Source organism: Kitasatospora sp. NPDC097605 (genome assembly GCF_040302725.1).
In the GTDB taxonomy this organism is placed as follows: Bacteria; Actinomycetota; Actinomycetes; order Streptomycetales; family Streptomycetaceae; genus Kitasatospora.
In genome coordinates this window covers 37,657-54,012 of record NZ_JBEOSF010000014.1, presented here as the reverse complement: position 1 = coordinate 54,012, position 16,356 = coordinate 37,657, and the positions used below count along the sequence as shown (strand labels likewise).

Here is a 16,356-nt window from a genome sequence, read left to right as displayed (position 1 = left end):
GGGATCCGGCCCGCGTCCTGTCCCGCGCCGCGCGGCCCTCAGCGGGCCGGCACCGCCCCGTCCGCCGCCGCGGCACCGGCCGGCGACGGCAGCCGGGTGGGCAGCCGGGTCAGCAGCGCGGCGCTCTCCTCGTCCTTCGGGGTGTAGACCACCATCCGCGGGCCCTGGGACGGGCCCAGCCAGAAGCTGGTGTACTCGAAGCGCAGCAGCCCCACCTCCGGCAGGAGGAAACGCTTCAACCCGTTGCCCGGCCGCAGCACGTCGTGCCGCTGCCAGGCCTCGTCGAACACCGGGGAGGCCTTGCGCAGCCGGCAGAGCAGCGTCCGCCAGGCGGGCTCGCCCCCGTGCTCGCCCATCCCGGAGCGGAACCGGGCCACCATGACCTCGCGCTCGTCCTCGTGGTCGACCAGCACCTCACGGAAGCGCGAGGGGGTGAACGCCAGCCACATCAGATTGCGGTCCTCGGGCGGCAGCGCCTCCAGATCGCCGACGATCCCGGTGTACTGCGCGTTGTACGCCAGCACGTCGTAGCGGGAGTTGATCACCGCGGCCGGGTAGGGCGCCATCCGGTCCAGCGTCAGCCGGACCCCCGGTGTGACCGTCGGGCACTCCCGCACCGGCGTCGGGTCCTCCGCCCCGGCCAGCGTGAACAGATGGGCCCGCTCGCTCGGGTCGAGCAGCAGGGCGCGCGCCACCGCGTCCAACACCTGCACGGACACCTGGATCTCGCGCCCCTGCTCCAACCACGTGTACCAGGTCACCCCGACGGCGGCGAGCTGCGCCACCTCCTCGCGGCGCAGCCCCGGCGTGCGCCGCCGGCCGGTCATCGGCAGCCCCACCTGCTCGGGGGTGATCCGCTCCCGGCGGCTGCGGAGGAACGCCGACAGCTGCTGGCGCCGCGGATCGACGGGCGCTCGGCCGGTGCTTGCCGTGACGGTGGTCAGACTCATTCCACCAGGATGCGCCACTCGGCATCCTGTTTCCAGGTACTTCTTATACCCGGATAAGAACACTCTGGTACCAGGGTGCGGCGCGGCGGATCGTAGGACCGTGACCCAGCACCTGACCGCCACCAGGCCCCTCGCCCCCGCTGCCCCAGCCGCCCTCTCCTCGCCGCTCCCCGGCTCCTCGCCCGGCCCCTCCCTCGGCACCGCCGGACTGGTCACCGTCCTGCTCGGGGCGTTCCTCCCGATGCTCGACTTCTTCATCGTCAACGTCGCGCTGCCGACCATCGACCAGGACCTCGCCGCCGGCCCCGCCGTGCTGGAGCTGGTCGCCGCCGGGTACGGCATCGCCTTCGCCGTCCTGCTGGTCCTCGGCGGCCGGCTGGGCGACATCCTCGGCCGCCGCCGCCTGTTCGTCGCCGGGGCCGCCGCCTTCGCCGTCACCTCGCTCGCCTGCGGGCTCGCCCCCGACGCCTGGTCCCTGGTCGCCGCCCGGGCCGCCCAGGGCGCCTCGGCCGCGCTGCTGATCCCGCAGGTCCTCGGCACCATCACCGCCGCCACCCAGGGCGCCCGGCGCGGTCGCGCGCTCTCCGTCTACGGCGCGGTCGGCGGCATCTCGGTGGTCATCGGCCAGGTGCTCGGCGGGATGCTGGTCGCCGCCGACCTCTTCGGCAGCGGCTGGCGCTCGGTCTTCCTGCTGAACGTCCCGTTCGCCCTGCTGGCCCTGGTGCTCGCGCTGCGCTTCGTCCCGGAGAGCCGCGCCGAACAGGCCACCAAGGTCGACATCGCGGGCACCGTCCTGCTCACCGCCGCCCTGCTCGCCCTGCTCGTCCCGCTGATGGAGGGCCGCGCCGCCGGCTGGCCGCTCTGGTCCTGGCTGCTGCTGGCGCTGTTCCCCGTGCTCGCCACCGCCTTCGCCCTGGTCGAACGCCGGGCCGAGCGCCGCGGTGACACCCCGCTGGTGCCGCCCACCCTGCTGCGCATCCCCGAGATGCGGCGCGGCCTCGGCATCGCCCTGCCCTACTTCGGCGGCTTCGGCGGTTTCATGTTCGTCATCGCGGTCGCCCTCCAGCAGGGCCTGCACCTCGGTCCGGTCGCGGCCGGCTGGGCGCTGGTCCCGATGGCCGTCGGCTACTTCACCGCCTCCCTCTCCGGCCCCCGCCTGATCGGCCGCTTCGGCAGCCGGGTCCTCACCGCCGGCGCCGCCGTCCAGGCCACCGGCCTGGCCACCCTGGCGGTCACCGTGCTCGCCGACCCGGACGGTTTCTCCCCGCTGCGGATGGTGCCGGGCGTCGCCCTCGCCGGCATCGGCCAGGGACTGATCGGCACCCCGCTGTTCCGGGTCGTCCTCTCCAAGGTGCCGGCCGCCCGGGCGGGCGTCGGCAGCGGCGTGCTCGCCACCAGCCAGCAGTCCAGCCTCGCCCTGGGCGTCGCCACCCTGGGCTCCCTGTACCTGGCCCTCTCGCCGACGCTGGGCATGGCCCACGCGCTCGCCCTCTGCCTGGGCATCCAGCTCCTGGGCTCGTTCACCGTCTTCTACCTGACGACCCGACTCCCCCGCTCCATCGGGTGACGGCCGGGCCCGGGTCCCCCGGCCGCGCCGCGGCCACCCACTCCCCCGTGGTGGGTGGCCGCGGCGCGGCTACGCCCCTTCGGCCTTCCGCAGCTCGCACCGCCCGTCGACGCACTCGCGCTGCAGCCGCCCCCGCGACACGGTCTCCATCAGCCCGATCACCCAGCACGTCGGACACCCGCGGAAGGCGAGCAGCCCCACCGGCAGCAGGAGCAGCGCCACCGGCCCGACGAACGGCAGCAGCGCCAACGCCCCCGCCGACGCCCCGAACCCCACCCCGCCCCGCACGAGATGCCCGGCCAGCGTCCGGCTGGCGTACCCCGACTCCGCCGCCATCAGCACTCCCCACCGGCGGTGACCGCCCGGACCGCCGCCCGCGCCCGGTGCAGCCGCGACTTCATGGCGGCCGTGCTGAGCCCCAGCAGGTCCGCGACCATCCGCCCGCTGAGCCCCTGCACGTCCCGCATGATCAGCACCCGCCGCTGGTCCTCCGGCAGCGCGGCGATCGCCTCGGCGACCCGGCCGGCCTCCAGCCGCCCCAGCACCTCGTCCTCGGCCGACCGGTACCGCGCCTCCGCGCCCACCGGACGCTCCCGCAGCAGCAGCCGCGCCCGCCGCAGGCACTCGTTCCGCACGATCCGGAACATCCACGAGCCGAGCGCCCCGGTCGCCCGCAGCATCCCGATCTTGCGGTACAGGATGATCAGCGCCTCCTGCGCTGCGTCCTCGGCGTCCTCCGGCGTGGCGCACAGCGAGCGCGCGAACCGCTGCACGTGCGGGTGCGCCCCCGACACCAACGCGGCGATCGCCTCCACATCACCGTCCTGCGCCGCGGCCACCACCGAACTCCCCGGCCACTCCCGCACCTCAGCCACGCCGCCGCCGCCACTTCCGCAGCACGGTCACACTGCAGGTCACGATCAACGCCGCGCCGACCGCCACAGCCACCCACACCATCGTCACTGCCTCCTCGTCCGCCCCGGCCCTCGCCGAAGCCGCCTATAAGAGGCGGCGACCCCGAGAAGGATTCACCCCGGCCGCTGCCGTTCTCCTCGCGCACACCCGGAACGCGTCCGCGAGGTCCACCGCGGTCACTCCGCGGTCACTCTGCGGCCGGGGCGCCCAGTTCGGTGAAGAGGGTCAGCTGGAGGGAGCCGGGGGCTTCGAGGCGGGAGTTGAGGGAGTTCCAGGGGGTGCGGACGGGTTCGGCGAGGACTTCGGCGCCGGCGGCGGAGAGGCGGGCGGTGGTGGCGGTGGCGTCGTCGACCTGGAAGGCGACGCGGAGGTGGCCGGCGACACGGCGGCCGACCTCCACCTCGTCGATGAAGCCGGCGTGGTTCGGGTCGGCGATCTCCAGGGTGGCACGGCCGGCTTCGAGGATGGTGACCCGGCCGTCGGGGGAGGTGAAGGCACCGCGTTCGGGGAGGCCGAGGACGTCGCGGTAGAAGTGCAGCGCCTGCTCGTAGTCGGCGGCGGTGACGACCAGGCGGAGTTCGCGGACGGCGGGGGTCCGGTCGGACGGCTGGGACACGTCGGCTCCTCGGCGAGGCGGAAAGGGAAAGGCGGTCCCACCGACAACCGCGGTGGGACCGCCTTCATTTCCGGCTCAGGGCACGTCAGTGCCGGTGGCTCCGACGGCGGGAGGCGACGACCATGGCCGCGCCGCCGAGGATCACGGCGAGACCGATGCCGCCGATCAGCACGACCTGGCTGCCCGTCGAGGCGAGGTTGCCGCCGCCCGGCTGCTCCGGCGTGCCGGTGGGCTGCGGGTGGGAGCTCGGGCTACCGCTCACGGTCGGCGAGGACGCGGACGAGGGCGATCCGGTCGGCTCGGGGGACGCGGAGGAGGTGGCGGACGGGGACGCGGTCGGGGAGGACGTGGGGGACGGCGAGGACGTGGTGACCGTCACCGTGGCCGTGCACTCCCCCGCCGTCGAACCGGCCGGGCAGTTGCCGCCGGGCCGGTCGGCCACGACGGTGTTGCGCAGCGTGTGGTCCCCGGCGGCCGGGTCCTTCACCTTCACCGTGTACGTCACCCGGGCGCTGCCGCCGACCGGCAGGTCGCCGGTCCAGCTGAGCACCGGCTGGGCGTAGGACGCCTTGCCGGCGGTGGCCTTGGCGTCACCGTTGTACGCGGCGTCGTCCAGGACGGCCGAGAGGTCGTCGGTGACGGTCAGCCCGGTGAGCGGCGCGTTACCGGTGTTGGTGATGTCCACCTGGTAGGTCACGGTGTCGCCGGGCAGGGCCTGGGCCTTGTCGGCGGTCTTGGCGAGCCGGTAGCCGGCGTGCTCGGCGACGGTGTTGCGCACGGTGTTGCTGGTGCGCTGCTGGTCGCGGCCGGTCTGGGCGCCGCGGTAGGAGAGCGACGAGGTGTTGTCGAGCTTGGTGCCCGGCGCGAGGCCGGCGTCGACCCGGGCGCGGAAGGAGACGGTGGTCTCGGCGCCCGGCGCGAGGTCGGCGGCGAGGCAGGTGACCTTGCGCCCGGCGGCGGTGCAGCCGGGGCCGGAGCCGTCGACGTAGCTGGTGCCGGCGGGCAGTTCGTCGGTCAGGGTGACGCCGGTGGCCTTGTCGAGGTCGGCGGTGCTGCCGTCCTTGTGCCGGTTGGCGACCTTGAAGGTGTAGGTGATCTCGGCGCCGGGGTCGACGTTGCCGGGCGGGTTGTTCGTGGTGGAGCCGGCCGGCTGGTTGGCCTTGGTGATCTGCAGATCCGGTTCGAGGGCGTCGACGGCGAGCCAGACGGCCTGCGGGTGCAGCGCGTCGCCGGCGCCGTTGATCCGGAGCACGGCCTGGGTGCTGTTGGCGGGGATCTTGCCGGTGACGTCGATCATCCGGGCGTCGTAGCCGTAGTTGTTGACCGGCGCGGGGTCACGGGTGGTGAGGTTGCTGCCGGTCCCGTCCGCCGCGACGTGGTCGATCCGGCCGGCGAAGGCGTTGTCGGTGGCGGCACCGGCGGGGCCGGGCATCGGCAGCAGCGTCAGGTCGTCGGTCGAGGAACCGACGAGCAGCTGGTCACCGGCGATCGGCGCGTCACCGTCACCGATGGTGACACCCATGGTGGCCGGCGGGGCCGTGGCGGGCGTGTGGATGCCGGAGAGGGTGAGCGTCGCCAGGTTGTCGGGGCTGCGCAGCAGCTGGAACCCGTCCCAGACCTGGAGGTAGCGCAGCGGCTCCGACGGCTTCTCGTAGGCCACCACCAGCGACCAGCCGCCCCAGCAGCCGACGTTGTTGCCGCCGAAGTTCTGCGCGGAGGAACGCCCGGCGCACGCCTGGAGGTCCGCGACGGTGTAGCTGCCCGGGCCCGCGGCCTTCACCTGGGCGGTGACGTCCTTCACGCCCGCCCCGGCCAGCAGCGGCTCCGGCGGGGTGCCGCCGACCTGCTGGTCGAACCAGTCGTAGGTGTCGGCGGTGAGCCGCTCGTAGGAGGAGCTGCCCGGAACCTTCCAGGACACCTGGTTGCCCTTGTCGATGTCCCCGGAGGTGCCGCCCGCGGTGCTGGTGTTGGTCGGGTTGAACTGCCAGTACAGCCGGGCCGACAGCACCTGGGCCCCGGCCGGGATCACCAGCTGCGCCGAGGACGCGTTGTCCCCGGGCGCGCTCGGATCGCTCTTCACGTACTTGGTGCGGCCGTTGTTGGTGCCCTCGGTGTCGTTGCACGCCGAGCCGTCACTGTCGTCACAGGTCAGCACGGAGTTGGACGCCATGGTGAGGTTGCCGTGCGCCAGCAGGTCCACCGTCGGGTCGGGTCCGATCGGCCGCTGGGTGCCGAGCCCACGAGCCGCCTTGCCCGCCTGGGCCTTGCCCGAGGCCGCGTCAGCCGTCGTGGCCGGCGCGGCGGACGCCGACGGGGCGGTGAGCGCCACGGCCGGGGCGAGCACGAGCGCCGAGGCGGCGAGAGCCCCGAGGACCGTCCGACCGGGCAGGCGCCGGGACCGGTGTGCGGGCGCCGGGCGTTGCCCGCCGGTGGCGGGTGGTATGCGGTCTCTCATGGGGGACTCCAGAGGATGTTCGAGGGTACGGGAGGGTGAGGGCTTCTCTCCCGGAGGAATCGTGACGATACGTCCGGATTCGACCGGGCGCAATGATATGTCACATTCCCTTGTTCATCCCTCAACAGTTCTCGTCGGGACCGCCAAACGGCAGTCCGGGAAAACCCATTGGCCGCCTCGGACCCCTTTGTGTCAGCATGACGATATGAGCGACGAACGCACGATCGACCCCGTCGACACCCGCGACCGCGCCGCGCTGACCGCCGCCGTGGCGGCCGGTGCGGAGCCCAAGTGGCTGATGTTCTGGGGGCATCAGCAGCAGCGTGACGGATCGCTCGGTCCCGGGGTGCTGAGCCAGTGGTGGCCCGGGCACCCGTTCACCGTCGACGGCGTCGAGTACGCGACCGCCGAGCACTGGATGATGGCGGGCAAGGCCCGGATGTTCGGGGACGACCGGACGCTCGCCCGGATCCTCGCGGCGGCGAGCCCCGCCGAGGCGAAGAAGCTCGGCCGCCAGGTCCGGGACTTCGACGACGCGACCTGGACCGCCGGGCGGTTCGAGCTGGTCGTCCGGGGCAACATGGCCAAGTTCGGCGGTCACGGGGAGCTGCGCGCCCACCTGCTGTCCACGCGTCAGCGGGTTCTCGTGGAGGCCAGCCCGCTCGACCGGATCTGGGGCATCGGCCTCGGCGCCGACGACGAACGCGCCCGGCGCCCCGCCGAGTGGCGCGGCGAGAACCTGCTCGGCTTCGCCCTCATGGAGGCCCGCACCCGGCTGGCGGCGGCCGGCACCACCACCGCCACCGGGACCACCGCCGGGTGAGCACCGTCGCCGCGGTACGCGGGGAGCTTCGGGACGCCGGAACTCGCCGCCGCGAGCGGCCTGGTGGTGCTCGGCGCCGCCGCGCCGCGCACCGGCGGGCGGCGCCTGCTCCCGCTCGTGCCCGCCGCCGCCGCCGGCGCCTGCGCGGCCTGGGCGGCGGTCCACTGGGCCACCGACGCCCACGACGAGGCGGCGCTCCTGCGGGGCACGTGCGCCGGGTTGCTCACCACCCTCGCGCTCTGCGCGCTCCTGGACACCACTCGCAAGCCAGTGGACGCACTGCCGTAACGCCAACGCCGTATTCCGACGCGAGGATGTCTTGCCGTCAGGGCCGAGTTGGACAGGTTGCGGTGATCATGCGTACACGGCACACGGAACAGCCCCTCACCCCGGTTGCGGGCAGCAGTGAGAGCGAGCAGGCGGCTCTCGAACTCAGAGCACAGCTCGACGAGTTACTCCGTGCCCGGCAGTACGCGGGCCAACGCGAGCGGCGCCTCGCCGAGGCGCTGCGGGCGCTGCCCGAACGGCAGCCGGCGGACGGGGAGCTGCTGCGGCAGCTGACCCAGGCGCGGACGCTGCGCGAGGGCCTGGGCGCCCGCTGCCTGGAACTGAGCGACCGGCTGAAGGCACTGGAGGAGCGCTTGCGGCAGCCCGCACCGCGCCGGTGGATCCCGCGCCAGCCCACCGGCACGCCCGGCGACGCCCCGTCCGGCCCGCCGTCCAACCCGCCGTCCGATCCGCCCACCGACGACAGCGGGAGCTCGCACGGGAGCGAGGGCGGCGGCAGCGGCGCGCCCGACGGCGGGCAGCCCCCCGCCGAGCAGCAGGCGCCCCCCACCCCGCCCCGCCGGCGCTCCCCCGGCGAACTGGCCGCGCTCGCCGAGCGGATCACCGTCCTCTGCCGCCGGGCCTCCCCCGACGAGGCCGCCGACGTCCTGGACCAGGGCGCCGAGCACCTCACGCCGCACGACACCGCCCAGCTGGCCGCCCTGCTCGCCCGGCGCGGCCCGGCCGGCGCCTCCGTCCGCCTCGCCCGCAGCGCCGTCCACGCCGGCCCCCAGCACGCCGCCACCACCCTCGCCGAGCTGCGCCAGGCCGGGCTCGCCGAGGAGGCCGGCGACCTGTTCCACGCGCTGCGCTCCTGCCCGGCCGCCGCCCTGCCCGCACTGCTGGACGCCCTTGAGCGGGCCGGGCAGCACGCCGACGGCGCCACCCTGCTCTGGGAGTGGGGCTCCGCGCCGACCGCCGAACTGGCCGCGCTGGCCACCGGGCTCTACCGGGCGGACCGTGTCGCCGACGCCCGGACCCTGCTGCGCCAGGCGGCCGGCCGGTCCACCGGGGACCTCTCCGCGCTCGCCGTCACCATGGCCCCGCCGCTGCCCACCCTGCTGCTGGGCGAGCTGCCGTCGCTGCGCCCGCCGGCCGAACTGGTCCGGCTGGCCGCCGCGCTGGCCGGCCGCCCGGACCTCTACGAGGCGCTGCTCACACCGCTGCTGGACGACCCCGCACGCCACCGCACCACGCTCGCCACCCTCCGCACGGCCGGCCTGCCGACCACCCCCGCCGCCCGCCGGCGCTCCCGCTGGGGCCGCCGCTAGGGCGTGGCCGACGGCAGGGGAAGCACGGAGCCCCCGCCCGCCCGGAAGGGCGGACGGGGGCTCCGTGCGAACCGGGGGACGTCAGCAGCCGATGAGGCGCGCCGCCAGGTAGGACTTCACCTGGTCCAGCGAGACGCGCTCCTGCGTCATGGTGTCGCGCTCGCGCACGGTCACCGCGTTGTCCTCGAGGGTGTCGAAGTCGACCGTCACGCAGAACGGCGTGCCGATCTCGTCCTGGCGGCGGTAACGCTTGCCGATGGCGCCGGCGTCGTCGAACTCGACGTTCCACGCGGTGCGCAGGTCGGCGGCCAGGCCGCGGGCCTTCGGCGAGAGGTCGGCGTTGCGCGACAGCGGCAGCACCGCGACCTTGACCGGGGCCAGGCGCGGGTCCAGGCGCATGCCGACCCGCTTCTCCATGACGCCCTTGGCGTTCGGCGCCTCGTCCTCGAAGTAGGCGTCGAGCAGGAAGGCCAGCAGGGCGCGGTTGAGGCCGGCCGCGGGCTCGATGACGTACGGGAAGTACCGCTCGCCGGACTCCTGGTCGAAGTACTTGAGGTCCTGGCCGGAGGCCTCGCTGTGCACCGACAGGTCGTAGTCGGTGCGGTTGGCGATGCCCTCCAGCTCGGAGAACTCGCTGCCGCCGAAGTTGAAGCGGTACTCGATGTCCACCGTGCGCTTGGCGTAGTGGGAGAGCTTCTCCTTCGGGTGCTCGAACAGGCGCATGTTCTCGGTGCGCAGGCCGAGGCCGACGTACCAGTCCCAGCGCTGCTGCAGCCAGTACTCGTGCCACTGCTCGTCCTCGCCCGGCTTGACGAAGAACTCCATCTCCATCTGCTCGAACTCGCGGGTCCGGAAGATGAAGTTGCCGGGGGTGATCTCGTTGCGGAAGCTCTTGCCGACCTGGGCGATGCCGAACGGCGGCTTCTTGCGCGAGGTGGTCTGGACGGCCTTGAAGTTGGTGAAGATGCCCTGGGCGGTCTCCGGGCGCAGGTACGCCAGGCCGCTCGCCTCCTCGGTGACGCCGAGGTGGGTCTTCAGCATGCCCGAGAAGTCCTTGGGCTCGGTGAACTGGCCCTTGGTGCCGCAGTCCGGGCAGTTGATGTCCTGGAGGCCGTTCGGCGGCGGGAAGCCGTGCTTGGCCTCGTACTTCTCCTCCAGGTGGTCGGCCCGGTGGCGCTTGTGGCAGGAGAGGCACTCGGTCAGCGGGTCGTTGAAGGTCTGGACGTGGCCGGACGCCTCCCAGACCTCGCGGGCCAGGATCACCGACGAGTCGAGTCCGACGACGTCCTCGCGGGCCTGGACCATCGCGCGCCACCACTGGCGCTTGATGTTCTCCTTGAGCTCGACGCCCAGCGGACCGTAGTCCCAGGCGGCACGCGTGCCGCCGTAGATCTCGCTGCAGGGGTAGACGAAGCCACGGCGCTTGCTCAGGCTGACGATCGTCTCGATCTTGTCGGCTGCCACAGTGCTCTCTTCAGTACGTACGGCCCGGTCAGGGCACGGCTGGTTGCGCGTACCCGAATACCTCAGGTTACCGGCCATATGGGTACGGGGTTCAAATCGGTATCGCCGGCACCGGCCCACTCACCGTCACCACCCGTTCACCCGTCCGAGTGATTTGACAATCATTTCCATCTAATCTGAGAATGGTTGTCATGATGATCCGACGACATGCCCGCAGCGCTCTGGCCCTGACCGCCACCGCCCTCGCCGCGGCCCTCACCCTGACGGCCTGCGGCAGCGGCGGCGGCCAGGGCGCGGACGACAGGCTGAACGTCGTCGCGTCCTTCTACCCGATGGAGTTCCTCGCCACGAAGATCGGCGGCGAGCACGTGAAGGTCACCGGCCTGACCGCCGCCGGCGTCGAGCCGCACGACCTCGAACTCACCGCCAAGCAGGTCGGCCGGGTCCAGAAGGCCGACGCGATCGTCTACCTCAAGGGCCTGCAGCCCACCGTCGACAAGGCCGTCGCCGGCTCCGGGGCCAAGTTCAAGGTCGACGCCACCGCCGCCGTCCCGCTGGAGGACCACCACCTCGCGGAGGACCACGCGGAGGGCGAGGGCCACACCGAGGGCGACGGCCACGACCACCACCACGACGAGGCCGCCGGCGACCCGCACATCTGGCTCGACCCGACCCGCTACGCCGCCGTGGCCCGGAGCGTCGGCACCGAGTTCGCCAAGGCCGACCCGGCGCACGCCGACGACTACCGGAAGAACACCGAGGAGCTGGTCGGCCGCCTCACCGCCCTGGACCAGGAGTTCAAGGACGGGCTGAAGGACGCGAAGAACCGCACCTTCGTCACCAGCCACGCCGCCTTCGGCTACCTCGCCGAGGCCTACGGCCTCACCCAGGTCTCCATCAACGGCGTCGACCCCGAGTCCGAGCCCACCCCGGCCCGCCTCGCCGACGTCCAGAAGGCCGCCAAGGAGAACGGCGTCACCACGATCTTCTTCGAGACCCTGGCCAGCCCCCGGCTCGCCGAGACGGTCGCCAAGGACCTCGGCCTCAGGACCGCCGTCCTCGACCCGCTGGAGGGCGTCAAGGACCAGGCCAAGGACGACTACCTCACGGTCATGCGGCAGAACCTGGCCAACCTCCAGGCCGCCCTCGGCGTGAGCGCGGGCCCGGACACGAGCGCGAGCCCGGCCGCGGCCGCCGCCACCACCCCCACCAGCTGACGGGACCACCGGCATGACTCCCCCGACACCGGCCCCCCCGGCCGTCCGCCTCCACGACGCCGTCGCCTCGCGCGGCGGACGGCCGGTGCTGCGCGGCGTCGACCTCACCGTCCGCCCCGGCGAGGTGGTCGCCCTGCTCGGCGCCAACGGCTCCGGCAAGTCCACCACCGTCAAGGCCGTCACCGGCGCCGTCCCGCTGGAGCGCGGCGGCCTGGAACTGTTCGGCACCCCGCTCGCCCGGTTCCGCGCCTGGCACCGGATCGGCTACGTCCCGCAGCGCACCACCGCCGCCTCCGGCGTCCCCGCCACCGTGCGCGAGGTCGTCTCCACCGGCCGGCTGCCGCTGCACCGGCTGCTGCCGTTCCGCCGCGCCGACCGCGCCGCCGTGGACCGCGCGCTGGCCGCCGTCGGCATGCTCGACCGGGCCGGCGACGGCGTCGGCGACCTCTCCGGCGGCCAGCAGCAGCGGGTGCTGATCGCCCGCGCACTGGCCGGCTCCCCCGACCTGCTGATCATGGACGAGCCGATGGCCGGCGTGGACGCCGCCAGCCAGCAGGTGCTCGCCGACACCCTGCGCGCCGAGGTCGCGCGCGGCGCCGCCGTCCTGCTGGTGCTGCACGAACTCGGGCCGCTGGAACCGCTGATCGACCGCGCCGTGGTGCTCCGCGACGGCTGCGTCGCGCACGACGGCCCGCCCGTGCCCAACACCGGCCTGCACGCGCTGCCCGGCCACGACCACGTCCACCCGCACGCCGACCACGGCCACGACCACGAACGGATCCGGGGACTGCTGTCATGACCGAGATGCTCAGCTACGACTTCATGCAGCGGGCGCTGATCGCCGCCGTCCTGGTCGGCGTCACCGCCCCCGCCGTCGGCATCTACCTGGTGCAGCGCCGCCAGGCCCTGATGGGCGACGGCATGGGCCACGTCGCGATGACCGGCGTCGGCCTCGGCTTCGTCTTCCAGACCAGCCCGGTCTGGATGGCCGTCCTGGTCTGCGTGCTCGGCGCCGTCACCATGGAACTGGTCCGCTCGCGCGGCAACCAGCGCGGTGACATCGCCCTCGCGATGCTCTTCTACGGCGGCATGGCCTGCGGCAAGCTGCTGGTCTCCAAGTCCGCCCAGGCGGGCGCCGGTTCACTGGAGAGCTACCTCTGGGGCTCCATCCTGACCGTCTCCCCCGCCGACCTGGCCGCCATCGCCGCGCTCGGCGCCGTCGTCATCGCGGTCACCCTGGGCCTGCGCCGCCAGCTCTTCGCCATCTGCCAGGACGAGGACTTCGCCAAGGTCACCGGCGTCCCGGTGCGGCTGCTCAACCTGCTGCTCGCGGTGATGGCCGCGGTCACCGTCACCGTCGCCATGCGGGTGGTCGGCCTGCTGCTGGTCAGCGCGCTGATGGTGGTCCCGGTGGCGGCCGCCCAGCAGCTCACCCGCTCCTTCGCCGCGACCCAGGCCGGCGCGATCGCGGTCGGCGTGGGCGTCGCCCTGGCCGGCGTCACCGGCTCCTACCAGCTCGACGTGCCCTCCGGCCCGGCCATCGTGCTGCTCGCCATCGCGGTGTTCGCGGTGTTCAGCGCGATCGCCGCACCGCTCGCCCGGCGCCGCCACCGTGCCACCCCCGACGCCGGACCGCAGGTCTGCGACGTCCGGCTCCCGGACCCGCAGCAGGCCGACGAAGGCGCCCCGGGCCGGGCGGACGCGGGCACTCCGGCCCCCCGTGCGGGGCTGGCACAATGAGGTGCCAGCCGCCCACACCACCAGGAGGACCCACGGTGACCACCGCAGGCCCGTCGCCGCGAGCCCGATCGACCCGGCAGCGCGCCGCCGTCTCGGCGGTCCTGGACGAGATCGAGGACTTCCGCAGCGCGCAGGAGCTCCACGACATGCTGAAGCACCGGGGTGACTCGGTCGGCCTCACCACCGTCTACCGGACGCTCCAGTCGCTCGCCGACGCCGGCGAGGTCGACGTCCTGCGCACCGCCGACGGCGAGGCCGTCTACCGCCGGTGCAGCAGCGGACACCACCACCACCTGGTCTGCCGCCAGTGCGGCGCCACCGTCGAGGTCGAGGGCCCGGCCGTCGAGCGCTGGGCCAACTCGGTCGCCGCCGAGCACGGGTTCAGCGACATCGCGCACACCCTGGAGATCTTCGGCACCTGCGCGGAGTGCGCCAAGAAGGCCTGAACGGCGCCGGAACGACACGAGGGCCCGCGGGAGTCACCTCCCGCGGGCCCTCCCGCGCACCGGAACGCGCTCGGCTCAGCGCTGCGCCGGCACCTCGGCCAGCTCGGCCGGCACCTCGTTCGGGATCGCCCCGCCGAACCGGCGGTCGCGCATCGCGTACTGCTCGCAGGCCCGCCACAGGTCGCGGCGGTCGAAGTCCGGCCAGAGCACGTCCTGGAACACGAACTCCGCGTACGCCGACTGCCAGAGCAGGAAGTTGGACGTCCGCTGCTCGCCGCTGGGGCGCAGGAACAGGTCCACGTCCGGCATGTCCGGGTGGTACAGGTACTTGGCCAGGGTCTTCTCGTTGACCTTCTTCGGGTCCAGCCGGCCCGCCGCCACATCGGCCGCGATGGCCGCCGCCGCGTCCGCGATCTCGGCCCGGCCACCGTAGTTGACGCACATGTACAGGGTGACGGCGTCGTTGTCCTTGGTCTGCTCCTCGGCGACCTGGAGCTCCTGGACGACGCTCTTCCACAGCTTGGGCATCCGGCCCGCCCAGCGCACCCGCACGCCCATCGCGTCCATCTCGTCGCGGCGGCGGTGGATGACGTCGCGGTTGAAGTTCATCAGGAACTTCACCTCGTCGGGTGAGCGCTTCCAGTTCTCGGTGGAGAACGCGTACAGCGAGATGTTCTTCACGCCCAGCTCGATCGCGCCCTTCAGCACGTCCAGCACGACGCCCTCGCCGACCTTGTGGCCCTCGGTGCGCGGCAGCCCGCGCTCCTTCGCCCAGCGGCCGTTGCCGTCCATGACGATCGCCACGTGGTCGGGCACCAGCTCGCCGGGGATCTTCGGGGGCCGGGCGCCGCTGGGGTGCGGGGTCGGGGGGAGGTACTCCCTCTGCTTGCCGCCGCCGAAGAGCCGTCGCGCTGCCATGTGCTCACTTCTCCACGTATCTCATCGAGCGGATGCCCCGCTCCAGGTGCCACTGCAGATAGGCCGCGACCAGGCCGCTGCCCTCCCGCCAGTACCTCGGCTCGCAGGCGTCGGCCGTCTGCCAGTCCCCTGACAGCAGCGCCCCGAGCAGTACCAGTGTCTCAGGGGAGGGTACGGCACATCCGGGCACCCGGCAGTCCGGGCAGAGCACTCCGCCCGCCTGGAGCGAGAAGAACCGGTTGGGGCCCTCCATGCCGCACTTGGCGCAGTCGTCGAAGCTCGCGCCGTACCCGTTGACCGCGAGCGAGCGCAGCAGGAACGCGTCCAGCACCAGGTGCGACTCGTGCTGCCCGGCGGCCAGCGTGCGCAGGCCCCCGACCAGCAGCAGGTACTGCTGGACGGCCGGCTGGCCCTCGTTCTCGGCGAACCGTTCCGCCGTCTCCAGCATGGCCGTGCCGGCGGTGTAGCGGCCGTAGTCGCTGACGATCGAACCGCCGTACGGGGCGATCGTCTCCACCTGGGTGCACAGCGGCAGCCCGCGCCCCACCAGCTCACTCCCCCGGCTGAAGAACTGCACGTCCACGTGGGAGAACGGCTCCAGGCGCGCGCCGAACTTCGACTTGGTCTTGCGCACCCCGCGCGCCACCGCGCGCACCTTGCCGTGGTGGCGGGTGAGCAGGGTGATGATCCGGTCGGCCTCGCCGAGCTTCTGCGCCCGGAGCACCACGCCGTCGTCCCGGAAGAGGCTCATGCGCCCGCCTCGCCGCGGCGGGCCTCGAACAGTGTGGACATCCCACCATTGTCCCCCAACCGCCTCCCCCGGCCGCCCCTTCCCGACGGACAGCCGTGTGCCCGCACCGGGCCGTGGGGGACCGCCGAACGGTGCGGGTCACGGCGGGCCCGGAGGGGGAGGGCCCGTTCGTGGGGGTCCAGGAGGGAGGAAAGGTCCAGCAGATCCAGTAGGTCCGGCAGGTCCGGCAGGTCTAGTAGGGCGCCCGGGTCGCCGCCTCCAGCAGCGCCCCCACCCGCGCCTGCGGCAGGTCCAGGCAGCGCCCGACGGCGTCCAGCGCGTCCCGCTCCTGCGGCCGGTACCGGCCGTCGGCCAGAGCGATCGCCGCACCCTGCAGCAACAGCAGCTCCCGGCCCGGCTGGGCCAGGTGCGGGGCGAGCGGTTCGAGCACCGCGTGCAGTTCCACGGCCAGCCCGCCGGCCATGCCGTGCGCGTCGTACAGTTCGCCGCCGAGCCCGGACAGCGCCGCCAGCGCGGCCAGCACCTGGGCCTCGCCGCAGTCCTCGAACCCGGCGTCCCGGACCGCCGCGCAGGCGGCCTCGCGGGCCGCGCGGTGCGCGGTGCCGCCGGCTGCCAGCAGGGCCAGCGCGACGGTGTACCGCGCGTCGCGCAGCATCCCGCCCAGGCGTACGCAGGTGGGCTGTTCCAGGCTCTCCACCCCGAACCGGCCGTGGCAGCTGGTGCACTGCACACTGCCGATCACCGGTCCGAGCGGAAGCACCGGGGTCCCCAGCAGCCGCAGCCACCGCCGGCCGTGCTGCCGGCGGTAGTTGCGGTCCCCGCCGCAGCCTGGACAGAAGAAGTCACCGAGAACGTCAGTCCGCCACCGCGGGCGAACACCCCACATCCCTGTCACG

Annotated in this window: 17 protein-coding genes; 8 read left to right on the top strand and 9 right to left on the bottom strand. The window is 73.5% G+C overall.

Annotated elements, in window-relative coordinates; all coding sequences use genetic code 11:
- Window positions 1-38: 38 nt before the first annotated feature.
- Window positions 39-950 (bottom strand): helix-turn-helix transcriptional regulator, encoded by a 912-nt coding sequence (locus tag ABTX81_RS17845; protein ID WP_350546290.1) that lies wholly within the window; start codon window positions 948-950, stop codon window positions 39-41.
- 100 nt (window positions 951-1,050) lie between these two features.
- Here ABTX81_RS17845 and ABTX81_RS17840 point away from each other — a divergent pair, with 100 nt between their 5' ends.
- Complete coding sequence (locus ABTX81_RS17840; RefSeq protein WP_502892797.1) at window positions 1,051-2,517, top strand: MFS transporter; 1,467 nt, start codon at window positions 1,051-1,053, stop codon at window positions 2,515-2,517.
- A 69-nt stretch (window positions 2,518-2,586) separates the two neighbouring features.
- On the opposite strand, the gene ABTX81_RS17835 is transcribed toward ABTX81_RS17840, so the two are convergent.
- The 4 genes from ABTX81_RS17835 to ABTX81_RS17820 form a co-directional block, all read right to left on the bottom strand.
- Window positions 2,587-2,853 carry a hypothetical protein gene (locus ABTX81_RS17835; protein ID WP_350546287.1) on the bottom strand — a complete coding sequence of 89 codons (267 nt, stop codon included), beginning with the start codon at window positions 2,851-2,853 and terminating at the stop codon, window positions 2,587-2,589.
- The gene (locus tag ABTX81_RS17830) at window positions 2,853-3,392 is read right to left on the bottom strand and encodes an RNA polymerase sigma factor (RefSeq protein WP_350546285.1); all 540 of its coding nucleotides are present in this window, start codon (window positions 3,390-3,392) and stop codon (window positions 2,853-2,855) included. The genes ABTX81_RS17835 and ABTX81_RS17830 overlap by 1 nt, the downstream gene beginning before the upstream one ends.
- A gap of 227 nt (window positions 3,393-3,619) precedes the next feature.
- Window positions 3,620-4,048 (bottom strand): VOC family protein, encoded by a 429-nt coding sequence (locus tag ABTX81_RS17825; protein WP_350546282.1) that lies wholly within the window; start codon window positions 4,046-4,048, stop codon window positions 3,620-3,622.
- 85 nt (window positions 4,049-4,133) lie between these two features.
- Entirely contained in the window at window positions 4,134-6,503 is a 2,370-nt protein-coding gene (locus ABTX81_RS17820; RefSeq protein WP_350546280.1) for a DUF7927 domain-containing protein, read from the bottom strand.
- A 205-nt stretch (window positions 6,504-6,708) separates the two neighbouring features.
- Between ABTX81_RS17820 and ybiA the strand changes: the two genes are divergently transcribed.
- The 3 genes from ybiA (at window position 6,709) to ABTX81_RS17805 (ending at window position 8,924) form a co-directional block, all read left to right on the top strand.
- Window positions 6,709-7,326 carry a riboflavin biosynthesis intermediates N-glycosidase gene (gene ybiA / locus ABTX81_RS17815; protein WP_350546278.1) on the top strand — a complete coding sequence of 206 codons (618 nt, stop codon included), beginning with the start codon at window positions 6,709-6,711 and terminating at the stop codon, window positions 7,324-7,326.
- 63 nt (window positions 7,327-7,389) lie between these two features.
- On the top strand, window positions 7,390-7,614 hold the full coding sequence (locus tag ABTX81_RS17810; RefSeq protein WP_350546276.1) for a hypothetical protein: 225 nt from the start codon (window positions 7,390-7,392) through the stop codon (window positions 7,612-7,614).
- A 68-nt stretch (window positions 7,615-7,682) separates the two neighbouring features.
- Complete coding sequence (locus ABTX81_RS17805; RefSeq protein WP_350546274.1) at window positions 7,683-8,924, top strand: hypothetical protein; 1,242 nt, start codon at window positions 7,683-7,685, stop codon at window positions 8,922-8,924.
- A gap of 81 nt (window positions 8,925-9,005) precedes the next feature.
- Here the strand turns inward: ABTX81_RS17805 and ABTX81_RS17800 are convergent, their stop codons facing one another.
- Window positions 9,006-10,388: a glycine--tRNA ligase gene (locus ABTX81_RS17800; RefSeq protein ID WP_350546272.1), complete on the bottom strand. Its 1,383-nt coding sequence runs from the start codon at window positions 10,386-10,388 to the stop codon at window positions 9,006-9,008.
- A gap of 191 nt (window positions 10,389-10,579) precedes the next feature.
- Here ABTX81_RS17800 and ABTX81_RS17795 point away from each other — a divergent pair, with 191 nt between their 5' ends.
- From ABTX81_RS17795 to ABTX81_RS17780, 4 genes are read left to right on the top strand one after another with little or no spacing between them, the layout of a single operon-like run.
- Window positions 10,580-11,605, top strand: coding sequence for a metal ABC transporter substrate-binding protein (locus ABTX81_RS17795; RefSeq protein ID WP_350546270.1), 1,026 nt, complete (start codon window positions 10,580-10,582; stop codon window positions 11,603-11,605).
- 13 nt (window positions 11,606-11,618) lie between these two features.
- Entirely contained in the window at window positions 11,619-12,404 is a 786-nt protein-coding gene (locus ABTX81_RS17790) for a metal ABC transporter ATP-binding protein (RefSeq protein ID WP_350546268.1), read from the top strand.
- The gene (locus ABTX81_RS17785; RefSeq protein WP_350546266.1) at window positions 12,401-13,345 is read left to right on the top strand and encodes a metal ABC transporter permease; all 945 of its coding nucleotides are present in this window, start codon (window positions 12,401-12,403) and stop codon (window positions 13,343-13,345) included. Before ABTX81_RS17790 ends, ABTX81_RS17785 begins: the two co-directional genes overlap by 4 nt.
- A gap of 35 nt (window positions 13,346-13,380) precedes the next feature.
- Complete coding sequence (locus ABTX81_RS17780; protein WP_350546264.1) at window positions 13,381-13,791, top strand: Fur family transcriptional regulator; 411 nt, start codon at window positions 13,381-13,383, stop codon at window positions 13,789-13,791.
- Window positions 13,792-13,866: 75 nt separating this feature from the next.
- Here the strand turns inward: ABTX81_RS17780 and ABTX81_RS17775 are convergent, their stop codons facing one another.
- The 3 genes from ABTX81_RS17775 to ABTX81_RS17765 form a co-directional block, all read right to left on the bottom strand.
- Window positions 13,867-14,709 carry an isoprenyl transferase gene (locus ABTX81_RS17775; protein ID WP_350546262.1) on the bottom strand — a complete coding sequence of 281 codons (843 nt, stop codon included), beginning with the start codon at window positions 14,707-14,709 and terminating at the stop codon, window positions 13,867-13,869.
- Window positions 14,710-14,713: 4 nt separating this feature from the next.
- A complete protein-coding gene (gene recO / locus ABTX81_RS17770; RefSeq protein ID WP_350546260.1) occupies window positions 14,714-15,460 on the bottom strand; it encodes a DNA repair protein RecO in 747 nt (248 codons plus the stop codon).
- A gap of 232 nt (window positions 15,461-15,692) precedes the next feature.
- On the bottom strand, window positions 15,693-16,202 hold the full coding sequence (locus ABTX81_RS17765; RefSeq protein WP_350546258.1) for a TerB family tellurite resistance protein: 510 nt from the start codon (window positions 16,200-16,202) through the stop codon (window positions 15,693-15,695).
- Between the last annotated feature and the right edge of the window lie 154 nt (window positions 16,203-16,356).

Excerpts from the sequence above, each read along its gene's own strand:
- ABTX81_RS17795 (WP_350546270.1), top strand. The coding sequence starts at position 10,580 with ATGATGATCCGACGACATGCCCGCAGCGCTCTGGCCCTGACCGCCACC.
- ABTX81_RS17820 (WP_350546280.1), bottom strand. The coding sequence starts at position 6,503 with ATGAGAGACCGCATACCACCCGCCACCGGCGGGCAACGCCCGGCGCCC.
- ABTX81_RS17805 (WP_350546274.1), top strand. The coding sequence starts at position 7,683 with ATGCGTACACGGCACACGGAACAGCCCCTCACCCCGGTTGCGGGCAGC.
- ABTX81_RS17835 (WP_350546287.1), bottom strand. The coding sequence starts at position 2,853 with ATGGCGGCGGAGTCGGGGTACGCCAGCCGGACGCTGGCCGGGCATCTC.
- ABTX81_RS17775 (WP_350546262.1), bottom strand. The coding sequence starts at position 14,709 with ATGGCAGCGCGACGGCTCTTCGGCGGCGGCAAGCAGAGGGAGTACCTC.
- ABTX81_RS17790 (WP_350546268.1), top strand. The coding sequence starts at position 11,619 with ATGACTCCCCCGACACCGGCCCCCCCGGCCGTCCGCCTCCACGACGCC.
- recO (WP_350546260.1), bottom strand. The coding sequence starts at position 15,460 with ATGAGCCTCTTCCGGGACGACGGCGTGGTGCTCCGGGCGCAGAAGCTC.
- ABTX81_RS17785 (WP_350546266.1), top strand. The coding sequence starts at position 12,401 with ATGACCGAGATGCTCAGCTACGACTTCATGCAGCGGGCGCTGATCGCC.
- ybiA (WP_350546278.1), top strand. The coding sequence starts at position 6,709 with ATGAGCGACGAACGCACGATCGACCCCGTCGACACCCGCGACCGCGCC.
- ABTX81_RS17845 (WP_350546290.1), bottom strand. The coding sequence starts at position 950 with ATGAGTCTGACCACCGTCACGGCAAGCACCGGCCGAGCGCCCGTCGAT.